At 68.4% G+C, this 21,363-nt stretch carries 18 protein-coding genes, 1 tRNA gene and 1 pseudogene; 11 read left to right on the forward strand and 9 right to left on the reverse strand.

The features are described from left to right. Positions 1 to 250 precede the first annotated feature (250 nt). Positions 251 to 1,099 (reverse strand): DUF2182 domain-containing protein, encoded by an 849-nt coding sequence (locus tag FCN18_RS17540; protein ID WP_112265099.1) that lies wholly within the window; start codon positions 1,097 to 1,099, stop codon positions 251 to 253. Then, the gene (locus FCN18_RS17545; RefSeq protein ID WP_137095639.1) at positions 1,075 to 1,731 is read right to left on the reverse strand and encodes a DUF1326 domain-containing protein; all 657 of its coding nucleotides are present in this window, start codon (positions 1,729 to 1,731) and stop codon (positions 1,075 to 1,077) included. The genes FCN18_RS17540 and FCN18_RS17545 overlap by 25 nt, the downstream gene beginning before the upstream one ends. 315 nt (positions 1,732 to 2,046) lie before the next feature. On the opposite strand from FCN18_RS17545, the gene FCN18_RS17550 reads away from it, so the two are divergent. The 3 genes from FCN18_RS17550 (at position 2,047) to FCN18_RS17560 (ending at position 5,614) form a co-directional block, all read left to right on the forward strand. Continuing rightward, a complete protein-coding gene (locus FCN18_RS17550) occupies positions 2,047 to 3,576 on the forward strand; it encodes an aldehyde dehydrogenase family protein (protein WP_206077932.1) in 1,530 nt (509 codons plus the stop codon). Between the two features lie 190 nt (positions 3,577 to 3,766). After that, entirely contained in the window at positions 3,767 to 4,609 is an 843-nt protein-coding gene (locus tag FCN18_RS17555) for an oxidoreductase (protein ID WP_113641296.1), read from the forward strand. Positions 4,610 to 4,729: 120 nt separating this feature from the next. Continuing rightward, a complete protein-coding gene (locus FCN18_RS17560; protein ID WP_137095640.1) occupies positions 4,730 to 5,614 on the forward strand; it encodes a helix-turn-helix domain-containing protein in 885 nt (294 codons plus the stop codon). 945 nt (positions 5,615 to 6,559) lie between these two features. Here FCN18_RS17560 and FCN18_RS17570 read toward each other — a convergent pair. The 6 genes from FCN18_RS17570 to FCN18_RS17595 form a co-directional block, all read right to left on the reverse strand. After that, positions 6,560 to 6,649 (reverse strand) — tRNA-Ser (locus FCN18_RS17570). Between the two features lie 36 nt (positions 6,650 to 6,685). Further along, positions 6,686 to 7,345 carry a GNAT family N-acetyltransferase gene (locus tag FCN18_RS17575; protein ID WP_137095641.1) on the reverse strand — a complete coding sequence of 220 codons (660 nt, stop codon included), beginning with the start codon at positions 7,343 to 7,345 and terminating at the stop codon, positions 6,686 to 6,688. 31 nt (positions 7,346 to 7,376) lie between these two features. Next, positions 7,377 to 8,738 carry an HNH endonuclease signature motif containing protein gene (locus FCN18_RS17580; RefSeq protein ID WP_158303136.1) on the reverse strand — a complete coding sequence of 454 codons (1,362 nt, stop codon included), beginning with the start codon at positions 8,736 to 8,738 and terminating at the stop codon, positions 7,377 to 7,379. Between the two features lie 57 nt (positions 8,739 to 8,795). Next, positions 8,796 to 9,677: a sigma-70 family RNA polymerase sigma factor gene (locus FCN18_RS17585; RefSeq protein ID WP_112265091.1), complete on the reverse strand. Its 882-nt coding sequence runs from the start codon at positions 9,675 to 9,677 to the stop codon at positions 8,796 to 8,798. A 53-nt stretch (positions 9,678 to 9,730) separates the two neighbouring features. After that, the gene (locus tag FCN18_RS17590; protein WP_228714020.1) at positions 9,731 to 10,255 is read right to left on the reverse strand and encodes a TetR/AcrR family transcriptional regulator; all 525 of its coding nucleotides are present in this window, start codon (positions 10,253 to 10,255) and stop codon (positions 9,731 to 9,733) included. 248 nt (positions 10,256 to 10,503) lie between these two features. Then, positions 10,504 to 11,925: a selenium-binding family protein gene (locus FCN18_RS17595; protein WP_112265087.1), complete on the reverse strand. Its 1,422-nt coding sequence runs from the start codon at positions 11,923 to 11,925 to the stop codon at positions 10,504 to 10,506. Positions 11,926 to 12,054: 129 nt separating this feature from the next. Here FCN18_RS17595 and FCN18_RS17600 point away from each other — a divergent pair. Further along, a pseudogene (locus tag FCN18_RS17600) lies at positions 12,055 to 13,901 on the forward strand (transketolase). A 40-nt stretch (positions 13,902 to 13,941) separates the two neighbouring features. Here the strand turns inward: FCN18_RS17600 and FCN18_RS17605 are convergent. Continuing rightward, complete coding sequence (locus FCN18_RS17605) at positions 13,942 to 14,400, reverse strand: hypothetical protein (protein WP_112265083.1); 459 nt, start codon at positions 14,398 to 14,400, stop codon at positions 13,942 to 13,944. A gap of 72 nt (positions 14,401 to 14,472) precedes the next feature. Here FCN18_RS17605 and FCN18_RS17610 point away from each other — a divergent pair, with 72 nt between their 5' ends. From FCN18_RS17610 to FCN18_RS17640, 7 genes are all read left to right on the forward strand, one after another. Continuing rightward, on the forward strand, positions 14,473 to 15,648 hold the full coding sequence (locus tag FCN18_RS17610; RefSeq protein WP_112265081.1) for a GAF domain-containing sensor histidine kinase: 1,176 nt from the start codon (positions 14,473 to 14,475) through the stop codon (positions 15,646 to 15,648). A gap of 70 nt (positions 15,649 to 15,718) precedes the next feature. Further along, the gene (locus tag FCN18_RS17615) at positions 15,719 to 16,339 is read left to right on the forward strand and encodes a response regulator (protein ID WP_112265079.1); all 621 of its coding nucleotides are present in this window, start codon (positions 15,719 to 15,721) and stop codon (positions 16,337 to 16,339) included. A gap of 150 nt (positions 16,340 to 16,489) precedes the next feature. Then, positions 16,490 to 17,299 carry an ABC transporter ATP-binding protein gene (locus FCN18_RS17620; RefSeq protein ID WP_112265077.1) on the forward strand — a complete coding sequence of 270 codons (810 nt, stop codon included), beginning with the start codon at positions 16,490 to 16,492 and terminating at the stop codon, positions 17,297 to 17,299. Further along, on the forward strand, positions 17,296 to 18,078 hold the full coding sequence (locus FCN18_RS17625; protein ID WP_112265075.1) for an ABC transporter ATP-binding protein: 783 nt from the start codon (positions 17,296 to 17,298) through the stop codon (positions 18,076 to 18,078). The genes FCN18_RS17620 and FCN18_RS17625 overlap by 4 nt, the downstream gene beginning before the upstream one ends. Beyond that, positions 18,078 to 18,956: a branched-chain amino acid ABC transporter permease gene (locus tag FCN18_RS17630; protein WP_112265073.1), complete on the forward strand. Its 879-nt coding sequence runs from the start codon at positions 18,078 to 18,080 to the stop codon at positions 18,954 to 18,956. Before FCN18_RS17625 ends, FCN18_RS17630 begins: the two co-directional genes overlap by 1 nt. Next, a complete protein-coding gene (locus tag FCN18_RS17635) occupies positions 18,949 to 20,112 on the forward strand; it encodes a branched-chain amino acid ABC transporter permease (RefSeq protein WP_113641289.1) in 1,164 nt (387 codons plus the stop codon). The genes FCN18_RS17630 and FCN18_RS17635 overlap by 8 nt, the downstream gene beginning before the upstream one ends. Continuing rightward, positions 20,109 to 21,362: an ABC transporter substrate-binding protein gene (locus tag FCN18_RS17640; RefSeq protein ID WP_112265071.1), complete on the forward strand. Its 1,254-nt coding sequence runs from the start codon at positions 20,109 to 20,111 to the stop codon at positions 21,360 to 21,362. The genes FCN18_RS17635 and FCN18_RS17640 overlap by 4 nt, the downstream gene beginning before the upstream one ends. Position 21,363 lies beyond the last annotated feature (1 nt).

Here is a 21,363-nt window from a genome sequence, read left to right on the forward strand (position 1 = left end):
CCGACTCTGGCTTCGCTGAGCCGGAGTCCGTGCGACGGCAGAGACACTAGTAGACAGGTGGTACGGGCATGAACTGAGCCCCGAACTGAGCGCCGTCCCGCAAGGTCTGTTGCGATCGGGCTCGACCCATGGCTCCGGGGCGCTCAAGGTGTGATCGTTACCACAGGTTCTGAGGCGAAGCCAGACTTCTGTTGGATCGGCGTACAGCGGCACTGCCCGTCCTGAAGGGCTCGGGCGGGGCACCGGCGATTCAGGCCAGCAGGGCGGGGTGCGCCAGGAGGACGATCGCCGTGACGATGAGCAGGCCGCCAACCACCCGACTGACCAGCTCGCCATGTCGGGTGACCTTCTCCAGAGCGACGACGACCGCGAGCACGGCCATCCAGACCAGGTTCATCATCCCGGCGGCGAGCAGCACCGCCATCAGCGCCCAGCAGCATCCCAGGCAGTACGCGCCATGGCTGAGCCCGACCCGAAGGACACCGAAGCGGCCGTGCACCGCCGTCTTGCTGTGTTCGAGCAGCAGCGCCATCGGGGATCGACAATGTCGCAGGCACACCCGCTTCAACGGGGTCAACTGATAGACCCCGGCGACCAGCACCACCATTCCGCCGGCCCGCACGGCGGTCAGGCTGGGGCCGGTCACGACCGTCTCCAGCCCCCGCACGAACGCGAACGCCGCGATCCCCACTGCGGCCCACACGATGAAGTAGCCGACGAACAGGCCGTCGCCGCGCACGCCGCGGCTGCGGAGGAGCCGGCGCATGCCCAGGCTGAACGGCACGATGCTCGGCAGCATCATGGCCGCCATCATCACGACCCACACTGCGAGGAACAGTGCCGCTTCCCAGGGCCACGGCCGCATCGCGACATCCATCTCGTTCATCGTGGGCCCGCCGGTCAGGACCCCGATGCGCATGTCCGCGGTCGCGAGCCGGCTCGTGAGTACCCAGGCGGCGGCCGCGAGCGCCAGTAGCACGACCACCAGCAGGGCCTCGGCGCGTGACCATTGCCGCATCAAGTCCGCACGCGACGTGCCACCGTGCGCCGCACCATCCGGGCCCGGTCGCGCGGTCATGCCGCGTCCGGTCCGCTCCACTCGAACGGGATGAGTTTGCTGGAGTTGCCGCTGCGCTCCCAGCGGAAGCCGAACGCGTCCGCGAATTCCTCGGTGACCCGGCCCCACACCGCTGGCGGTTGCCCAGGGCCCACCTCGGCGCCCGGAAGGTTGTGGACCTCCACTCGTGTGCCCGCCCCGCTCGTGGGTCCGGTCAGCGCCGCGACCCGCGCGGTCGCCTTACCGGGGATGCTGACGCTCCAGTCGGAATAGTCATCGGCGATCGACGCCTCGATGGCGGCGAACTCCATGCCGCGCATCTCACCGCCGAACATCTCGTTGAACTGAGCGGGCCAGCCCCCGGCCTGGCCGCCGAAGATCGTCTGCAGGGCGCCGCGCTGCGCCTCGTCGGCGCGCTCATCCAGGAATATCGCGCCGTAGGCGTCGCTGTGTTCGCCCCACACGTTGCCGACGAAGGACGCAAGCATCACGACGTTCAATCCGTCGAGTCGTGCCTCGCCGTAATTGCCGTCGCGAACATGCCACAAAAGGACACCGTCGCAATCGCCGTAGGTCGGCGGCTGGGCGAATGAACACGGGCACGGAATCGCGCATTTGCAGGCGTCAAACCACACCCCACGCAAGCGCCACGGCTGTACGGACAGATCAGTCATCGCCACACCCTCCCTTCGGGAATCAACCTACGTCGCATCAGTGTCCCTCCCGCCCCTCGCCCGAACAAGCGACGGACCGTCCGCGAAAACTATTCGCCAGGCGCATGTCAGATCGATTGTTTTTGACACGCAGAACAATTCGACCATTACTGGCGAGCGACCAATCAAGATTGCTGCCAGCGTGACCGTCGTCCGTTCGGCCGCGAAGCGACGGCCCAGTCTCGCAATACCTGTGGACGGGTCGCTCTCTGTCTACCGCATGAGGGTGGCACGGGTGTTCCTACGCAGGGCACGCCTGGGAAATCGTGTCTCTGGATGGCTTTCTGGGCCGGTTCCAGTATGGAAGCCGATCAGGTTTGGCGCGCCGGGACAACCGGTTCGTGCCGCGACCCTGTTCCTGTCAACGAAAGTTGGTTAGTCATCGTGCGTGAGCATAATGAGCTGTATCTAGACGGCGCTTGGCGTGCCCCGCTTGACCCGACGGTCATGGAGCTCGCAGCCCCGGCCACTGGAAATCTCAACGCCCGGGTGGTGCTAGGTGGTGAGGCAGATGTCGACGCCGCCGTCGCCGCTGCAGAGCGAGCGTTCGTCTCGTACTCGCAGACGACTCCGCAGGAGCGGATCGCGCTGCTGGAGCGGGTGCTGGTCGAGTACGATGCGCGGTCTGAGGATCTGGCGCAGGCAGTCACCGAGGAACTGGGTGCGCCACTGGCGCTGGCTCGGGGCGCGCATGTGCCCTCCGGCCGGGTGCAGATCGCCACAGCGATCGAGGTTCTGAAGTCCTACGAGTTCACCGAGATGCGTGGAGAGACCTGCATCCGCAAAGAAGCACTCGGCGTCGCCGGGCTGATCACTCCGTGGAACTTCCCGGTTCTTCAGCCGGTCGGCAAGACCATGTCCGCCCTGGCCGCCGGGTGCACGGTAGTGCTCAAACCGGCTCAGCTGACACCGTACTCCGCGATCATCCTGGCGGAGATCATGGAAGCGGCCGGTGTCCCGGCTGGGGTGTTCAACCTTGTCAACGGTCGCGGTTCGGTAATCGGCGCGAGCTTGAGCTCACACCCGGGTGTCGGCATCGTATCGTTCACCGGTTCACTCGCGGCGGCCACTCAGGTGGCGATCGCTGCGGCACCGACGGTCAAGCGCGTCACCTCCGAGCTGGGTGGGAAGTCCCCGCACATCCTGCTGCCCGATGCCGATCTGGACGTGGCCGTGGATACTGCGATGACCTGGCTGATGGCCGTGACGGGTCAGCTGTGCAGTGCCCCGAGCCGCACCCTGGTGCCCCGGGCGCGGCTCGAGGAGTTCCTCTCCGTCTTGGTTCCGGTGGTCGAGAACATCGTCGTCGGCGACCCGCGCGCCGAGGACACCACCATGGGTCCGCTGATCTCCGCCGAGCAATGGAACACCGTCCAGGGCTACATCCGCCAGGGCCTGGACGAAGGTGCCCGCTTGGTGACCGGCGGGCTGGGCAAACCGGCCGGGCTGGAAGCAGGTCATTTCGCCAAACCGACCGTGTTCGCAGACGTCGAGAACTCCATGACCATCGCCCGGGAGGAGATCTTCGGCCCGGTGATGTCAGTGATCGCCTACGACACCGTCGACGAAGCGATCGAGATCGCCAACGACACCCCCTTCGGACTCGCCGCCTACGTCACCGGCGAGGATCTGCAGGCGGCCCGCGCGGTGGCGGAGCAGATCAGGGTCGGCTACGTCATGATCAACGACGCCGAGTTCGACTGGTCAGCACCCTGGGGCGGCTACAAGCAGTCCGGTAACGGACGCGAATTCGGGCTCGACGGCATGACCGAGTACCTGGAGACCAAGGTCATCCGCGGCGGTTGACCATCGCAGCCGCCGATCTCAGGGCTCTCCCAGGCCAGACACCATGGCTCGTCCCGTCAGCAAACCGGACGGTGGCGGGCCATGGGCGTCCGGCCGTTCCTATGGAAATCCTTCCCTGGCTGAGTCGATCGGAAGCGACCAGCCTGAGAAAACCACCACGCATGGTCCCTCGTTTTTCTAGGAGTAGTTCATGACTACTTGGTTCATCACTGGCGCTTCGCGCGGCTTCGGCCTCGAGATCGCCCGTCAGGCACTGGATCGCGGCGACAACGTCGTGGCCACTGCCCGTGATCCCGAGCCCGTGAAGGAAGCACTGCCCGGGTACGGTGCCCGCCTGCTTGCGGCCGGACTCGATGTCACTGACGAAGCACAGGCACGTGCGGCGGTCACCGCCGCGGTCGAGGCCTTCGGTTCGATTGATGTTCTGGTCAACAACGCCGGACGCGGCCTGCTGGGCGCGGTGGAAGAGTCCTCCGATGCCGCGGTCCGCGCGATCTACGACATCAACGTCTTCGGCCTGCTCAATGTTACCCGCGCAGTGCTGCCCGTCATGCGGGCTCAGCGCTCGGGCCGAATCCTCAACGTCAGCTCCCTGGGCGGCTTCAGCAGCTCGGCAGGCTTCGGGATCTACTGCTCCACCAAGTTCGCTGTGGAGGGGATCTCTGAGGCCATGCACGCCGAACTGGCGGGGCTGGGCATCGCGGTGACAGTGGTCGAACCGGGCTACTTCCGCACCGACTTCCTCGACGACCGGAGCCTGCACACCGAGGACACCGTGATCGATGACTACGCGAGCACCGCTGGTGTGGTTCGCGGGGCGGTCCCCGGCCTCAACCACGCCCAGCCCGGTGACCCCGTCAAAGGCGCCACCGCCTTCCTGACCCTCGCCGACGCGGCTGCTCCGCCGTTGCGTGCCCAGCTGGGCAGCGACTGCCTGGAGGAGCTAGACCGCAAGATCACCCAGCTGCGCACAGAATCGCAGGCCTGGCGGGACTTGGCGCTCTCTACCGACCACGACGACGCACTGGTCTGAGCGGAAGGACGGCAGGTGTTCCTCCGGAGGTGGCGACTCCTCCGTGATCGCCGCCTCCGGATGGAAGTAAACGCAGGATGGGCACGTTGGGGGAAGAAGAGTCCAGGAGAGGGGGAGGCCGTGACCGAACTGGGTGATTATCTGCGCTCGTGCCGGGCCCAGGTGAGCCCCGAGGCCGCCGGAATACCGAGTTCCGGGCATCGCCGGGTACCAGGGCTGCGGCGCGAAGAGCTGGCCATGCTGGCAGGGGTCAGTGTGGACTACATCGTGCGCCTCGAGCAGGGCAGAGCGAAAACCGCATCACCGGAAATTCTCCTGGCCCTGGCACGCGCACTCGACCTGCGCGCCGACGAACAGGAGTATCTGCTGCGGTGCGCGGCCGAGGCCACCGGCTCGTCGGCTACGCGGGCGGATACGGCGGCGCCTGCCGCGCAGCGTGTGTCCACCGCCATCCGCGTCCTGCTGGACAGCATGACCGGCGTGCCCGCGCTGGTGTTGGGGCGGCGGATGGACATCATCGGGTGGAATGCCTTGGGGGCGGCGCTCATCACGGACTTCGGTGCACTGGCGCCGCAGAATCGTAACCACATCTGGTTGACGTTCCTGGACCCGCGAGTCCGCGGGCTCTACCGCGATTGGGAGAAGGTTGCCCAGGAGTGCGTCGCTTACCTTAGGATGGATGCCGGCCGCTACCCCGAGGACCCGGCGCTGGCCCGCCTCATCGGAGAGCTGTCCATTAAGGACGAGGACTTCCGCCGCTGGTGGTCTACCCACCGTGTTCGCGCCCAACGCTCCGGCCGCAAGGAGTTCCTCCACCCCACCGCAGGGGACCTCTCCTTGGACTTCCAAGTCCTCGACGTCCGCGGTACAGCCGATCAAACTCTACTCATCTACACGGCTGAACCGCACTCACGCTCCGCGCAGGCCCTCACCTTCCTCAGCGGATGGGCCGAGACCAATCACGAGCCCTCAGTAAACATTGCCACGCAATACACCAGGAGCTGACAGGGGAACCCCGTGCAGCGGGCAGGCAGTGCAGTTTCTCGACTGTGGTGGTTGGCTCGCAGCGGCAAGCACTCGCGCTCACTGGGGCGCATCGGTCGACCTGACAGTATCGGCACCAGCCCCGGCCAGCTGCCACACTGCCGATACCCCAGGCCGAGCGAGCCTGCCCGCCGCGGATCAGTGCTGAACCGCGACGGGTTTGATGGGGGCTCGGCCGGAATCGCATCGACTCGGCGGCCACGGCCCGAGCGCAACAACTCCAGAAGGCAGGCCACCGGCAGGTCTGGACAAGAAGCGTCGCTTGACAGCACCACTTAATCGCGGTTGCGGCGCGTGTGCCATGCACCTGGTGCGGCAATCCGCTGTCACGCCGTTCGGCGCGCGACAGGAGCCGGGGCGTAGCGGATTCCTCCGGGCCTTCGACGTAGAGCACGAACCAACCGCAGTCGTCGCGCTCGCGCGGCAGGCCTTCGGACACCGGGGAATGACTGTGACTGGACGTTTACGAACCTCCGGGGCCGGCCGATTGACCCAACTGACGACCACAAAGCCTGGAAGGCACTGTTCCGCACTGCGGGAGTCAGCGAGATTGCACGACGCCCGCCACACGGCTGCGACGGTCCTCTCCTCGTCCTGAGGGTGCCGTTGCCGGCTGTGATGGAGCTCATGGGCTCGTCGGACGCTGCCGTGGCAAAGCGGTGTATGCGCGTGAATGACGAGGTGGTCAGGGTGTCGCCCACGAGGTTGGCGGCCACATCTGGTAACGGCGGTGACGCCGATGATCACGAAGCCGCAGGATGGTGCCGCCCCCGGCCTGATGTGCTCGTGGCGGCGTTGCCGCCGTCCCGTCGCGCAACAGGCACGACTTGAGCGCCAAACTGAGCCCCATGCGAAACGCCGGGCGACCCGACTCTGGCGGGTGACCCGGCGTTTCGCCTGTTCAGCTGGCGGAGGATACGGGATTCGAACCCGTGAGGGCTGTTACACCCAACACGATTTCCAATCGTGCGCCTTAGGCCGCTCGGCCAATCCTCCGTGGACGAGGGTAGCAGGGGCGCCGTTGACCAGCGGTTACGGGGTCTGAGCTGCGGTGATCCCGAGTAGCGGTAGGCAGGGCTCCAGTCCCTCCACGCTCACCGGCACCCGCCTGTGCAGCTCCCAGTCCGTCCGGGACAGGCGCATCCTGTGCTCGACCGACAGCTTGCCTCGGATGGCGTGCCGCTTCGTGCCGTCGGGCCGGTATCCCAGCTTGCGGGAGACCGTCAGCGACGAGAGGTTGTGCTCGAACGCGCCCGAAGCCGCCTCCGCGGCGCCCAGCCCGGCGAACGCCAGGTGCAGAACCGCTGCCCGCATCTCGGTGCCGATTCCTTTGCCCTGGTGTGCTTTCCCGAGCCAGGATCCGGTGCTCACCTCACGGGTGACGCCGAAGTCGTGACCGTTTATCGTCTGCTGGCCGACCGGGACCCCGTCCCGGAACACGACGAGGTTCAAGGACCAGCTCTGTGGCAGCCAGTCGCCGAGCCGCAGCCAGTGATACTGGATGACCGAGCGCGCCACCGCTTCGGGCGTCTGGTCGGTCCAGGGGACCACGAACGGCATCACGCTGGGGTCGTGCACGCCCTTGGCCGCGAGCTCGCCCAGTTCGGCAAGCTCCTCCTGCGACGGCAGCCGCAGTTCGAGCCGCGGCGTTGTCAGTCGCAGCCCGACAAGCGGGAAATGCTCGGCCAGCATGCGGCCATTCTCGACGTGACTTGATGCTGCGTCATGCCTTTTTTCGCTCTGTAGTTGTCCGGCCGGCCTTGCCCGCGGCCTTGTGCTTCGTTGACGCGCGCTGGTGGCACCTGATCCGCCGCGATGGCCCCGCCCGTCTGGTCGACACGCGGTGAGCGGTGTTGCGCATGGGACGTCGTCGTGAGTCTCGCCAGGCGGGCGGGACGAACTCCGGCAACCCGTCACCTCTGTTGATGCGCACCTGCCAGTCGGTGTGGTGGAGCATGCGGTGATGTCGGCCGCAGACCAGCACCATCGTGTCGATATCGGTCGGGGCGTCGCCGCGCGGCCACCAGTCGACGTGGTGGGGCGCGCACCATTTCGGGCTACGGGTGCACCCGGGGAAGGCGCACCCTCCGTCTCGCAGGGCCAGCGCTCGCCGCTGTGCCTTGGTGGCGTGCGGGCTGGAGCGACCGAGGTAGAGCACCTCTCCCGGTGCGCCGAAGATCGCCGGAACGACGTGTGACTCACAGGCCAGGCGGCGGAGCTCGTCGAGTGAGGTGATCCCTGGTACGTCGAAGATCGCCCGGAAGGTACGGTCCTCGAGGTCGCGCAGCGAGATGGTGGCGGTGAGCACAGCCCGTTCGCCGCCCTGAACGGTCAGCTCGTCGGCGCGTGACGCGGCCTCGATGATCTCGGCAAGTGCATCACCCCGGCGGCGGCTCGCACTCCGGGGATCACGGCTGCCGTGCTCGTCTCGCGGCCGAGGTTTGGCAAGCGGCGCCAACAAGCTTTGGAGGGTTGCTGCGGTCTCCCTGTCGAGGGATCCGGAGAACTCCATGTGGCCCGCACTCGAGTAGCGGTAGCGGAACTCGCGTCGTGGTGATGCCAGGTCTTCCGGCGAGGGCAACTCGGTTCGCGTCGTCCAGGAGGCGAGCAGTTCGCGCCCGGCCTTCCGGACCGTCTCCGGTGCCGCCTGCGCCGCGAGAGCGAGCAGGCTCCGTTCGGCCTCGATGCGCTCGCCGACGGTCAGTTCGGCGGGTGCCCGCGAGAAGACGGTCGTGATGTCCCGCAGGTGTTCCCGGCTGATCCGCGCGGTGGCCAGAGCGGCGCCGGTGGCGGCGAGTGGCGCCGGACGAACCTCGCCGGTGATCGTGCGGATCGGCTCGGTCGCCGCGACCTCGCGAAGCCTGGCATGAGAGTCTCGTGTGGACAGACGAAGCTCCTCCTTGAGAAAGGCGAACAGGCCGCGATAGCCGAGCTTGCGCGCTATGTCCCTGCGCTCCGCTTCGCCGAGCATCGTCAACATTCGTGAGTACTGACGGCGAAGCGTGGCTTCGCACTCGACGAGTTCCGTCGCGAGCTCGGCGTCTGTGAGCCGGCTCGGTGCGGTGAGGGTGGTTGTCGTGTCCACGTGTCTGACGATAGCGGAATGGATCGAACATGTGTTCGACACGATCGAGTGAAAGGCTCATTCGAGCACGGCGAGGTCGAGGCTGTGCAGGCGATCCGGGTCCGCGATCACGTCGATCTCCGTGACTTTCCCGTTCGCGACGGTGAAAGCGAGGACCAGCGAGAGGCGGCCACCGGGAGCCATCACGAGGCCGACAGCGCCGTTAACCAGCGCGGGCTCGGAAGACTTGGCTCGCTCGGAGGCAAGCCGCGCGCCCCTGGCGACGTGGTGGGCGCCCCGGATGACGATGGGCTCCGCGGTCGGACCCGCCTGTCGATCGGCGTGAAGCACCACATTCGGGTCGAGCACCGCCACCAAGGCTTCCAGGTCACCGCTTCGGGAGGCGGCCAGGAACGCCTCGACCACGCTCCGCTGCCGGGCTACGTCGGCCTCGTGCGCGGTGGTGCCACCCTTCACCCGGCGGCGTGCGCGGCTCGCGAGCTGTCTTGCGGCCGTCGGAGTGCGATCGATCATGGGGCCGATCTCGTCGAAGGGCACGGCGAACATGTCGTGCAGCACGAACGCCAGTCGTTCGGCAGGAGACAGGGTGTCGAGCACGACCAGCATGGCCGTACCGACCGAGTCGGCCAGCACCGCCTCCTGTTCGGGGTCGCCTACCTCGTCGGGTTGCGCGGCCTGGTCCGATGTCTGCAGCTCGAGGCTCTCCTCGCGACGCGTCCGGCGGCTGCGCAGCATGTTGAGGCATACGCGCGTGATCACGGTGGTCAACCACGCGTCGAGATTCTGGAGACCCTCGGAGTCCGTCCGGTCGAGGCGCAGCCACGTCTCCTGAACGGCGTCTTCGGCCTCGCTGAGGGAGCCGAGCATGCGGAAGGCCACGCCTCGCAGCCGACCCCGCTGCGCGTCGAATCGCTCCGCCAGCCAGGTGCCCTCGTTCATCGCTCACGATCCTCGTCCGCAGGGGTGTCACAGTGGTAGACCCCGCGGTGTGCTCAGATGTGACCGGCGACGGGATCCGGCTGCTCAGGCACCTTCGACGCGCTTGCGAGCAATCCTTCCACGAGGTGTCGTCCGTATCCTTCCGGGACGGGCAGGTCGAATAGTGTGCGCAGCGTCAGCGGCGCCAGGATCCGGTCGAGTACCTGATCGGGTGTAGGCGGGTTCTCCTGTCGCTGGCCGGCGCGGTCGAGCACGGTCGTGATGTCACCGAAATGCCGCAGCACGTCCCGCGCGTGACCGGGGCTGTCGTCGGCGGTCGTGAGGGTGCGAAGCAGGGCGCGGCCCTCCGGTGTGCCCAGGTTGTGTTCGACGTCCGCGATCCAGTCCAGCAGGTCGCCGCGGAGCGAGCCCGTGTCCGGGGTTGACGAGTTTCTGCGCAGGTGAGCCGCCGTGGCGTCCAGTACGAGCTGGTCGCGAGTGCCCCACCTCCGATAGATGCTGGTGGGATTCACACCTGCCTCGTGTGCCACGGCGCTGATCGTGATGTCCAGATCGCCGCGGGAGATCAGGTCGACCACGGCCCGATGAACCGAAGCGACCACTCGTGCGCTGCGTCCACCTGGGCGTGGGGTCGACATGTGGGCAGCTTAAAGCAATAGGTGTTGCCTTTGCCGTGGCGGCACGCTAGCCTCCCCTTAAAGCAAGAGTCATTGCTTTAAGGGGAGGTGAAGATGACTCACTGGGAAGTAGGCGACGGCTCGTGCCCGTGTCGTGTTCCGATGTCGCCCGGGTGCTGCGAGCGAATCGTTCCTCCCTGAGTTCGTGGTCAGCGGAAGCAGTAGGAGTCTGACGACGCGTCGCCGCCCTGTAGCCGCACCTGATGTGCGCGCAGGCCGCGGAACTCGTTGCCGTGTGGGAAGAACCGGTCATCGATGGTCAAGCCACCGCCGCTGTCCGGATCGGTGTCGATCTTGGCGAACCAGGCGCCGACACCATCCGGGTAGAACTGGTCATCCCACGAACCATACAGCGAGTTGGTCACGTAGATCCGCTGTCCGTCACGGCTGACCTCCACCATCTGTGGACCGCCCGCGAGCGACTCGTCCTTTGCGGACGGATGCGGAACGCGTCCGACGATGCCGCCGAGCCGGACGGACCCGGCCTCGCGCGGGTTCGTGGGGTCGCTGACGTCGTACTGTTTCAGCTCGCCCGTGCCCCAGCACGACACGTAGAGGAAGCGGTCGTCCACGGACAGGTTGATGTCCGAGACGAGCGGTGGCACTGCGCCGAAGGGCTTCAGCGCCGGCGGGAGCAGTTCGGGGTCAGCCGGTTCCGCCGGGATTGTGATCACCTTGTCGGCACGCCAGGTGGCGCCGTCGAGGTACCACCGCCAGACGGATGCCGATAGGTCTTCGGTACTGACGACCACGCCGACGAAGCCCCACGTCGCCTCGGGATCGTGCGAGGGACGCAGCTCCAGCACCATCTGGTGTTGCGCGCCGAGGTCGACCTGCTGGATATGACTGCCCTTGGCGAGGTCCCAGAAATGCAGACAGTGGCCGTACTTGTTGCCCAGCAGCAGATCCGGGTTGATGCCGTCTTCGATCATCGACGGCGTGCCCCATTCGGAGGTGATGGCGATGTTCTGATTGAGATGCCACCATGCGTCGTAGGCCAGGTACTGAGGGCCGCGATCCGTTTCCCAGGCGCGCAACACATCGAAGGTGTCGTGGTCGAGCAGCGCGATCCCGCCGGGGCCGTCGGCCCCGTTGGCGCCACCAAGGCATGACAGGAAGATGCCGTCGGGGCCGCAGTGCAGGGTGTGCGGCCGGGAATAGCCGGCCTTGTTGGCGAGCTCGCCGGCTTCAACCGTGCGTACGAGTGCCGGTTGCCGGGGGTCGGGTTTCGTGTCGAAAACGTGGATGTTGGACGAGCGGAGACCGGGAAGGAGGAGATAGCGGCGTTCCAGTCCGTCCGTATGGTGGCCTGCGTGCGCGAACGCACTGCTGCAGGCATTCCAGCCGAAGTGGTGTAGCTCGTCACCCCGTGTGGGCAGGTCGGCCCAGCCGACGATTTCGCCGTACGTATCGGAGTGCGGGTCGGTGTCCACCACGGTGAGTGCGTCCGGTCGTTCCGCCGTTCGGTCGAACGCGACGACGTAGGCGAGGCGCTCGGGCGGTGCCGCGATGGCGTCAGCTGGGCTGCGGTAGAAGGTCGGGTCGATGTCGTGACCGTTGGCGTGAGGCATGGCTCGTCTCCTCGCTGAGACGTCGGAAGCTTCAGCCTCTCCGTGAGGAGGGCTGCTGTCTAGGCCGGTGCAAAACTTGGCCCGGCTCCGGTGGCGTTTTCGCTCCGTCGGCTCGGGTACTCGCGGGCCATGGCGGCGACGACCCTCGACGTGGAGCAGTTGACTGAGCTCGGCCGGCAACTTCGCGTGGACGCGGTGAGGGCCGCTGCGGCGGCCGGCTCCGGGCATCCCACGTCGTCGATGTCGGCGGCGGACCTGATGGCGGTGCTGCTGGGCAGACACCTGCGGTACGACTTCGCGGAAACCCAGAATCCGGGAAATGATCATCTGATCTTCTCGAAGGGGCATGCGTCCCCGCTGTTGTACGCGATGTACGTCGCGGCGGGGGCCGTCTCCGACGACGAGCTGCTGACTTACCGCAGGGCGGGCAGCAGGCTGGAAGGGCATCCGACTCCGCAGTTGCCGTGGGTCGACGTGGCGACCGGGTCGCTCGGTCAGGGACTGCCCATCGGCGTCGGCCTCGCCATCTCGGGCCGGCACCTCGAACGGCGGGACTTTCGTGTGTGGGTGCTGTGCGGAGACAGCGAGCTCGCCGAGGGATCGATGTGGGAGGCGTTCGAGCACGCCGGCCACGCCGGGCTCGGCAACCTCGTCGCGATCGTGGACGTCAACCGGCTCGGGCAACGCGGGCCGACCCGCCACGGCTGGGACACGCAAGCCTATGCGCGAAGGATCGGGTCGTTCGGCTGGCACACGATCGAGATCGATGGCCACGACATCGACCAGATCGATCGTGCCTACGCCGAGGCGATCGGCACCTCCCGGCCCACGGCGATCCTTGCCCGTACGCGAAAGGGCAGCGGTGTCGCGGCAGTCGAGGACAGGGAAGGGCAGCACGGGAAACCGGTGCCGGACGCCGAGGCGGCGATCGCGGAGCTCGGTGGCAGGCGGTCGATGCGGGTCGAGGTGACGGCACCGAACGGGGAGCCCGAACGGCTGAGGCCGGACACGGGGTCGCTGCGGCTGCCGGAGTACGAGCAAGGTGACGAGGTGGCACCCGGACCGCGTTCGGCGAAACCCTCGCGGCGCTCGGCAAGGCCCGCTCCGATGTCGTGGCTTTGGACGGCGAGGTCGGGGATTCCACTCGCAGCAGGTACTTCGAGGAGGTGCGACCGGAGAGATTCATCCAGTGCTACATCGCCGAACAGCAGATGGTCGCGGCGGCGGTCGGACTGCAGGTGCGGGGATGGACGCCGTACGTGGCGACGTTCGCTGCGTTCCTGAGCCGGGCCGCGGACTTCCTGCGCATGGCGACGGTCAGCGGAGCGAGGCTGTGCGTGGTGGGTTCGCACGCCGGGGTCTCGATCGGGCCCGACGGCCCATCGCAGATGGGCCTCGAGGACTTGGCGTTCTTCCGCGCGTTGTGGCGGAGCACGGTGCTGTACCCGTGCGATGCGAACCAGACTGCACACCTGACGGCGGCGATGGCGGACCTCTCCGGGGTCAGCTATCTCCGCACCACCCGCGGGGAGACGCCGGTGCTGTACGGGCCGGCCGAATCGTTCCCGGTCGGTGGCAGCAAGGTCTTGAGGTCGTCGCCGGGTGATCGACTGACGATCGTGGCCGCAGGGGTCACGGTGCACGAGGCGCTGCTCGCCGCAGACCGGCTCGCCGACCTCGGCGTCGCGGTGCGGGTGATCGACCTGTACTCCGTCAAACCGGTCGATGTCGCCACGTTGCAGCAGGCGGCGGCGGACACGGGCCGCGTTCTGACCGTGGAGGACCACTGGCCGCAGGGCGGGCTGGGTGATGCGGTCTTCGACGCGTTCACCCGGGTCACCTGCGTGCCCCGGCTGGCGAAGCTCGGCGTGCTGGCGATGCCGGGGTCGGCGTCGCCGGTGGAGCAGCGGCAGCACGCGGGCATCGACTCGACGGCGATCGTCGAGGCGGCGCACGAACTGCTGCTGGACAGCTGACGGGGGCCTACTCCGTGGCAGAGCTGACGGGTGTGGGTGCCTACTCCGTGGCGCGGAAGGTGGCCGCGGTGACGAGGCCGTAGGCCACGTGTGGGACCACGTCGCTGAGCCAGTCGTCGGCGCTCCACCGGCGAGGGTCCGTGATGCCGAGGACAGTCATGGGCCCGGCCCCCGCGACCATGGCCGCCCCTGTGGCGGCGAGCGCGCCGACCAGCAGCGGGGGTCGCCAGCCGAGCCCGCGCAGGGCGCCGTAGGCCGCACCGACCGTCGTACCGGTCAGCGCACCCAGCAGGGAGCCCAGGCCCGACAACCGGCTCTGTCGTGTCTCGCCCCTGCCGGGCACCTGTACGCCGACGGTCGCCGCGAGCTTCTCGACGGATCGCTCGGGTGTGCTGCTGGCCTGCCTGCCGCGTACCGCCATGTCCAGGTAGGTGGTGGCGTTGAGCGCGGTGACCCCGGCGGCGCCTGCGGCGAGTCCGCGCGCGATGGACCTCAACATGTGAGCCGGATACCCGAGGTGGGCCCCCGGTAACAGGACATCGGGAGGTGGTTTCAGACATATAGTTGCCTCGTGGCTGCGGAGCAGCGGAACGCGAGGGAGCGGGTCGTCGAGCAGAGCAATGCGCTCGACGGGCTCCTTCGCGAGCGCGACGGCCTGCTCACCGTGCTCGACCGCGTGGTCGCCCTGCACGGCACCGCCCGGCTCATCCGGGAGCGGCTCGGCGCGGACTTCGGGTTCGTCGCCGACCTCGACGGGCCCGACCAGGCCGTCATCCGGTGGCTCGCCGGAAACCGGACCGACCAGCTGCACAACCTGATCGTGCCGGTGGGCCAGGGCATCGGTGGTCGCGTGCTCGCGCTCGGCCAGCCCGTGCGCGTGAGCGACTACGTCAGCTCGCCCACGATCACACACCAGTTCGACGCCCAGGTCCGCGGGGAAGGGCTCGGCGGGATGCTCGCGGTGCCGATCATCAGCAGGTTCGGGGACAAGGAGAAGACGGTCGCCGTCGCCTACGCCGCGATGCGCAAGGCCGCCGACTTCGGGGACGCGGCCGTGCTCAAGCTGGAAGGCATCGCCGACCGGGCCGCCACGGCGCTGCACCTCGCGGGGCTGGCCGAGTCGAGCACGGCGGACGCGGTCACGGCCGAGCGGCAGCGGATGCAGAGCGCGCTGCACGACTCCGTCGGTGCCCTGCTGTTCTCGATCGGGGTGCAGGTCAGGGACCTGCACGAGGCGATCCGGGACAACCCGGCCCTCGACGTGCGGCTGCAGCGGCTGGAGTCCGACGTCTCCGCCGCGTCGAGCGCATTGCGTGAGTCGCTGCTCGCTCTCGCCGACACCACGCCCGAACGGGCCTTGCCGGTCGAGCTCGCCGAGTACACCCGGTCGTTCGAGGCGCGTACCGGTGTGCCGGCGCGGTTCGTCCAGCTGGCGCCCGTGCCGCCAATGGACGCCGAGCGCACCGCGCTGCTCGTCGCCGTGGTGCGGGAAGGCCTGCTCAACGTGGAGAAACACGCCAGGGCGTTCTCGGTGGTGGTGAGTCTGGGCCCGTGCGACGGCGGTGTGCAGGTGGTGGTCGCCGACGACGGCACCGGAGAACCCGCCGAGCCCGGTGCCAGCACCGGCATGGGTGTGCGGTCGCTCGCGGAGCGGGCCGTGCGTGCGGGCGGCCGGGTGAGCCTCGTCCGGGACGAGGACGGTGGGTGCACTCTGCGCGCCTGGCTGCCGGACGTGGAGGCACGGTGAGCGACCATTGCGAAGCCCCGCGCGCCGGTGCCGGCCGGGAACGGGTGTCCCGCGGGGCACGGGAGGTGCGGTGAGTTCCACGGTCCTGGTGGTCGACGACCACCCCGTCGTGCGCGACGGCGTCACGATGCTGCTGCGCTCGGATCCGTCGCTCGCGATCGTCGGCTCCGCGGAGTCCGGGCATGCGGCGATCGAGCGCGTCGCCGAGCTGTGCCCGGACCTCGTGCTGCTCGACCTGCGGTTGCCCGACATGCTCGCGCCAGAGGTGATCGCGGGGCTGCGGCGCGAGCACCCGCGCGCCAAGATCGTGGTCTTCACCGCGCACGGCGATCACCAGGGTGTGGTCGCCGCCCTGGAGGCCGGCGCGAACGGCGGGTTGCTCAAGGACGTCGCGGGCACCGATCTCGCCGCGGCGTTGCGCAGGGTGCTGCACGGCGAGCGGGTGGTCGACCCCCGGATCATGCCCGACGACGGCGAGCGGTCCAACGCGCTCGCCCGCAGCGGGCTCACTCGCCGTGAGTACGAGGTGCTCCGCCTGGCCGCCCAGGGCAAGACCAACCCGGAGATCGCACAGGCGACCGGGCTGACGCGCAACACCGTCAAGACCTACCTGCAGTCCGCGCTGCACAAGCTCGGTGCGCGCAACCGTGTCGAGGCGATCGGGAAGGCAAGCGAAGCCGGCCTGTTGTGACCAGGCCGTATCCGGTTCGTTGCTGTTTACCTCTCCAAGTGGGGGTGTGCGTTTCAAACCGGCCCACGCAGGATAGCCGCCACTGGTAGTGACCTGAGTCACACGACCGGAGGTCCTGATGGGCAACGACGCCCCGAAGCGGGAGACGCCGTGTTAACCGTGCGTGACCTCACGGTCCGTTACGGCCGTTCGGTTGCCGCGCTGCACGGTGTCGACCTTGACGTGCCAGACGACGGCGTGCTGGCCGTGCTCGGCGGCAACGGCGCCGGGAAGTCCACCCTCCTGCGGACCATCTCCGGCACGCTGCGGATGCACCGTGGCACCGTCGCCGGGGGCGAGGTGCGCTACGGCAACCGCCGCATCGATCAGCTGGATCCCGCCGCGATCGTCGGCCTCGGCGTGGTCGGCGTCCCCGAGGGCAGGCAGGTCTTCGCCAGGATGACCGTCGCCGAGAACCTGCGTGCCGGGGCGATCGGTGCTCCCGCGTCAAAGCGGGCGGAGGCCCAGCGGCGCGTGCACGACCTGTTCCCCGTGCTCGCCGAACGCGCGAGCCAGCGCGCGGGCCTGCTTTCCGGCGGCGAGCAGCAGATGCTCGCCATCGGCAGGGCGCTGATGTCCGGTCCCCGCCTGCTGCTGCTCGACGAGCCCTCACTCGGGCTCGCGCCCCGGATCGTCCAACGCATCGGCGCGACCATCCGCGAGATCCACGAGCAGGGCACCGCTGTGGTCCTCGTCGAGCAGAACGCCGTGATGGCGCTCGACGTCTCCGACCACGCCGTGGTGCTCGAGGTGGGCGGTATCGCCCTCGCGGGCACCGCCGCCGAGCTGTCGGCGAGCGAGGACGTACAGCGGCTTTACCTGGGCGGGCACGCCGAATCGGACGCCGCGGCCGAGCGGCAGGTCGCGGAGGCGCGCAGGCAACGCGCGGGCGTTCGCCGGTTGTCGAGGTGGGGCGGATGACCGCGCCGGAACTCCTCGTGCGGGACGTGACGCTCCGCTTCGGCGGGCTCTACGCACTCGACGACGTATCCCTCACCGTCGAGCCGGGCTCGCTGCACGCGCTCATCGGACCGAACGGCGCCGGGAAGTCCAGCTGCTTCAACGTCATCAGCGGGCTTTACCGCGCCAACGAGGGCAGCGTGACCTTCGGCGAGCACGACCTGTCCCACACTCGCCCGCACCGGCTGGCCCGCCTGGGCATCGGCAGGTCGTTCCAGAACGCCGCGCTGTCGCCGCACTCCACGGTGCTCGACAACGTGATGCTCGGCCGGTTCGCCCTCACCCACGGCGGCTTCCTCTCCTGCGGGCTTCGCCTGCCCTGGACGCGTCGTGAGGAGCGCAAGCACGCCGAGCGTGCCGCCGAGATCTGCGCCTTCCTGGGCATCGGCGCGGAACTGCACCAGCCCGTCGGCTCCCTGCCCTACGGCATCGTGAAACGGGTCGACCTCGCGCGAGCTCTGGCCGTCGAGCCGTCCTTGCTGTTGCTCGACGAACCGGCCGCCGGGACGAACGCGGCTGAGACCGCCGAACTGGCCAGCACGATCCACGACATCCGCGACGAGCTGGGCATCTCGATCCTTCTCGTCGAGCACGACATGGGCCTGGTGATGGGCATCGCCGACCGCGTGACCGTGCTCGACTTCGGCCGGGTCATCGCGGACGGCACTCCCGCCGAGGTGCAGGCCGATCCCGAAGTCATCAGGGCCTACCTGGGCAGCGAGAACGCGGAGGCCGGCTAGTGGAGACATTCGTCCAGCTCATCGTGAACGGCCTCGGCAAGGGCGCCGTGTTCGCGCTGCTCGCCCTCGGCTTCGTGATCATCTTCAAGGCGACCGAGGTGGTCAACTTCGCGCACGGCTCCCTCGTGCTGTTCGGCGGCTACCTCGTCGTGACCCTGCGCGAGAGCATCGGCTGGGCCGGAGCCGCGATCGTCGGCGTTGTCGGCGCCGGGCTGCTCGCCCTGGCGGTCGAGCGGCTGCTGCTGTCGCGCTCGAAACTCGCCGACCCGTTCAGCCTCGCCCTGCTGACCATCGGCGTCGACGTGATCGTCACCGAGGAGATCGTGCGAAGGCTCGGGGTCTCGTTGCCGTTCATCGGCGACGCCTGGGACGCCCAGCCGGTCCAGGTCGGCGGCATCACGCTCTTCCGCACGCACCTCGTGGCACTCGTCGTGGCGACCGTGCTGATCACGCTCTTCTTCCTCGCGTTCCGGTACTCGAACTGGGGCATCGCGATGCGCGCCCAGGCGGAGAACAAGGAGGCCGCCGCGCTCGTGGGCATCCGCAGCGGGAGGGTGACGGCGACCGCGTGGCTCGTCGCCGGGCTGCTTGCCGGTGTCGCCGTGCTGTTCATCGCCACGCAGGACTTCTCGGGAGCCGGCCTCTCCAGGGGCACGCACTCGATCGCGCTCGCCGCTTTCCCGGCGGCCATCCTCGGTGGGCTCGACTCCACGGCCGGCGCCGTGGTCGGCGGCATCACCGTCGGGCTGGTCGACGCGCTCGCGACCCACTACGTGTCCTTCGCCTTCGCCAAGAGCGCCGTGTTCCTGGTGATGCTCGTCGTGCTCGTGGTGCGACCGTCCGGCCTCTTCGGGACGAGGGAGACCATCCGTGTCTGACATCGCGACCAAAACGCCGCCCGAGGCGCCCGAGCGGGCACCGAGCCCGAAGCCGCGCCGCGACGCGCTGTGGTGGGTCCGGAAGGCGCTGTGGCTCGCGGTCCTGCTCCTGGCGCTCGCTCTGCCGCTCTACCTCGAGGCCGAATGGCTGAAGGCCGGCCAGTACATGATGGTCGGCGCCGTCGGCGCGATCGGGCTGACGCTGCTCACCGGCCAGGCGGGTCAGCTGTCGCTCGCGCACGCGTTCTTCCTGCTCGCCGGTGGCACGGCGTACACGGTGCTGGCGGGACCGACCGGAGATCCGGAACTAGTGGGCTTCGGCCTCGACCCGCTGCTGGCCCTCCTCGGCGCGATCGCGATCTGCGCGTTGCTCGGCCTCGCCTTCGCTCCCGTCGCGGGCCGGTTGCGCGGCATCTACCTCGGCGTGGCCTCTCTCGCACTGGTGTTCCTCGGGCTGTACTTCGGGCAGGCCGCCGAGAACCTCACCGGCGGCACCTCCACGGGCCGCCCGCCCGCCGAGTTCTCACTGTTCGGCTTCCCGTTCTCCAACGAAGGCGACCTGGAGATCCTCGGTGTGCCCATCCGCGCGACCGAACGGGTCTGGTACCTGTTCCTCGCCCTCACCGTCATCGCGTTCCTGCTGGCGCGCGGCGCGGTCGGCGGCCGCGTCGGTCGCGCGTGGCGCGCGGTGCGGGACAACGAGCCCTCGGCCGCGGTGATGGGCGTGAGCGTCTGGCGGGCCAAAGCGGGTGCGTTCGCGGTGTCCTCCGCCTACGCCGGGCTCGCCGGCGTGATGACGGTGCTCTGGTTCGACCTGCTCAAGCCCGACGAGAGCGAGTTCGGCACCTACGGGATCAACGTGTCGATCGCCTACCTCGCCATGATCATCATCGGCGGCCTCGGCTCCGTTCCCGGCGCGCTCGTCGGCGCGCTGCTCGTGAACGGCCTGCCGCAGGTGCTCGCCCTCTACTCGACCGAGCTCGGCTGGTCCACGGGTACCGGCGAGCACGCGTTCACGCCCATCTTGATCAGTTCTTTCGTCTACGGCGCGGCGATCATCCTCGTCGTGCTCTTCGAGCCCGGGGGACTCGCCGCGATCGGCCGCAGGATCGCCGGTCGCCTGAGTGGGAAACAGCGGGAAAGGAAAGGCACATGAAGCGAATACTCGCGTTGGCGTGCGCCTCGGCGCTGGCAGTGGCCGCCTGCGGCACCAAGGGCGGCGGATCGGAGGAGACCGGAGAGGGCGCGGGCGGTGTGCAGGCCGGGGTCGGCGTGACCGACTCCGAGATCACGCTCGGCGTCATGACCGACCAGACAGGTCCGTTCAAGAACCTCTCGACGGGCATCACGCACGGCAACGAGCTGTGGGTGAAGGACGTCAACGCCTCCGGCGGCGTGTGCGGTAGGCAGATCAAACTGGAGATCGTCGACCACGGGTACAAGGCCGACACCGCGAAGACCCTCTACCCGCAGATCGAGCCCAAGGTCGCCGGGTTCGTCCAGGTCGTCGGCTCGCCGATCATGGCGGCGCTGAGCAGCGACCTCGAGTCCGACGAGGCGACCGTGACGCCCGCGTCCTGGTCGTCAGAGCTGCTCGGCAACCCCTACGTGATGGTGGTGGGCACGACGTACGACGTCGAGATGATCGACGGCCTCTCCTACCTGCAGGAGCAGGGCAAGATCAAGGACGGCGACACGGTCGGGCACATCTACATCGACGGCGAGTACGGCGCCAACGGCCTGCGCGGCGCGCGGCACTACGCGCAGCAGCACGACCTGAACCTGCGCGAGGTCAAGATCACCTCCAGCGACAACGACCTCACCAACATCGTCACCGGATTCAAGGGTGAGGGGGTTAAGGCGATCCTGCTGACCACCACGCCGACCCAGACCGGTTCGGTCGCCGCAGCGAACGAGGCGCTCGGGCTCAACGTGCCGATCCTGGGCAACAACCCGACGTTCGACCCGCTGCTGCACGACAGCCCCGCCGCGGGCGCGCTCGACAAGCTGTACGTGGTGGCGAGCAGCGTGCCCTTCTCCGCCGACATCCCGAAGATGAAGGAGGTCGCGGGCAAGTACGAGAAGGCTGGCTACAGCGAGCCGCCGAACGCGGGCGTGCCGTACGGCTACGCCGTTGCCGAGGTGTGGGGTGCGGTGCTGCGCAAGGCCTGTGAGAACAAGGACCTCACGCGGGCCGGCATCCACAAGGCGCTGCAGGAGACCACGTCCGCCGACACGGGCGACCTCGTGGCGAAGCTGGACTTCTCGCAGCCGGGCGCACCGGCGACGAGGCAGGTGTACGTCGCGCAGCCGGACGCGTCGGTGCCGGGCGGCATGAAGTACGTCAAGCCGCTCTTCGAGTCTCCGGAGGCCAAGGACTACCAGGCTCCCCACCAGGGAGGCTGAC

Origin of the sequence: Prauserella endophytica, from assembly GCF_005146945.1 — a bacterium.
Classification (GTDB): domain Bacteria; phylum Actinomycetota; class Actinomycetes; order Mycobacteriales; family Pseudonocardiaceae; genus Prauserella_A; species Prauserella_A endophytica.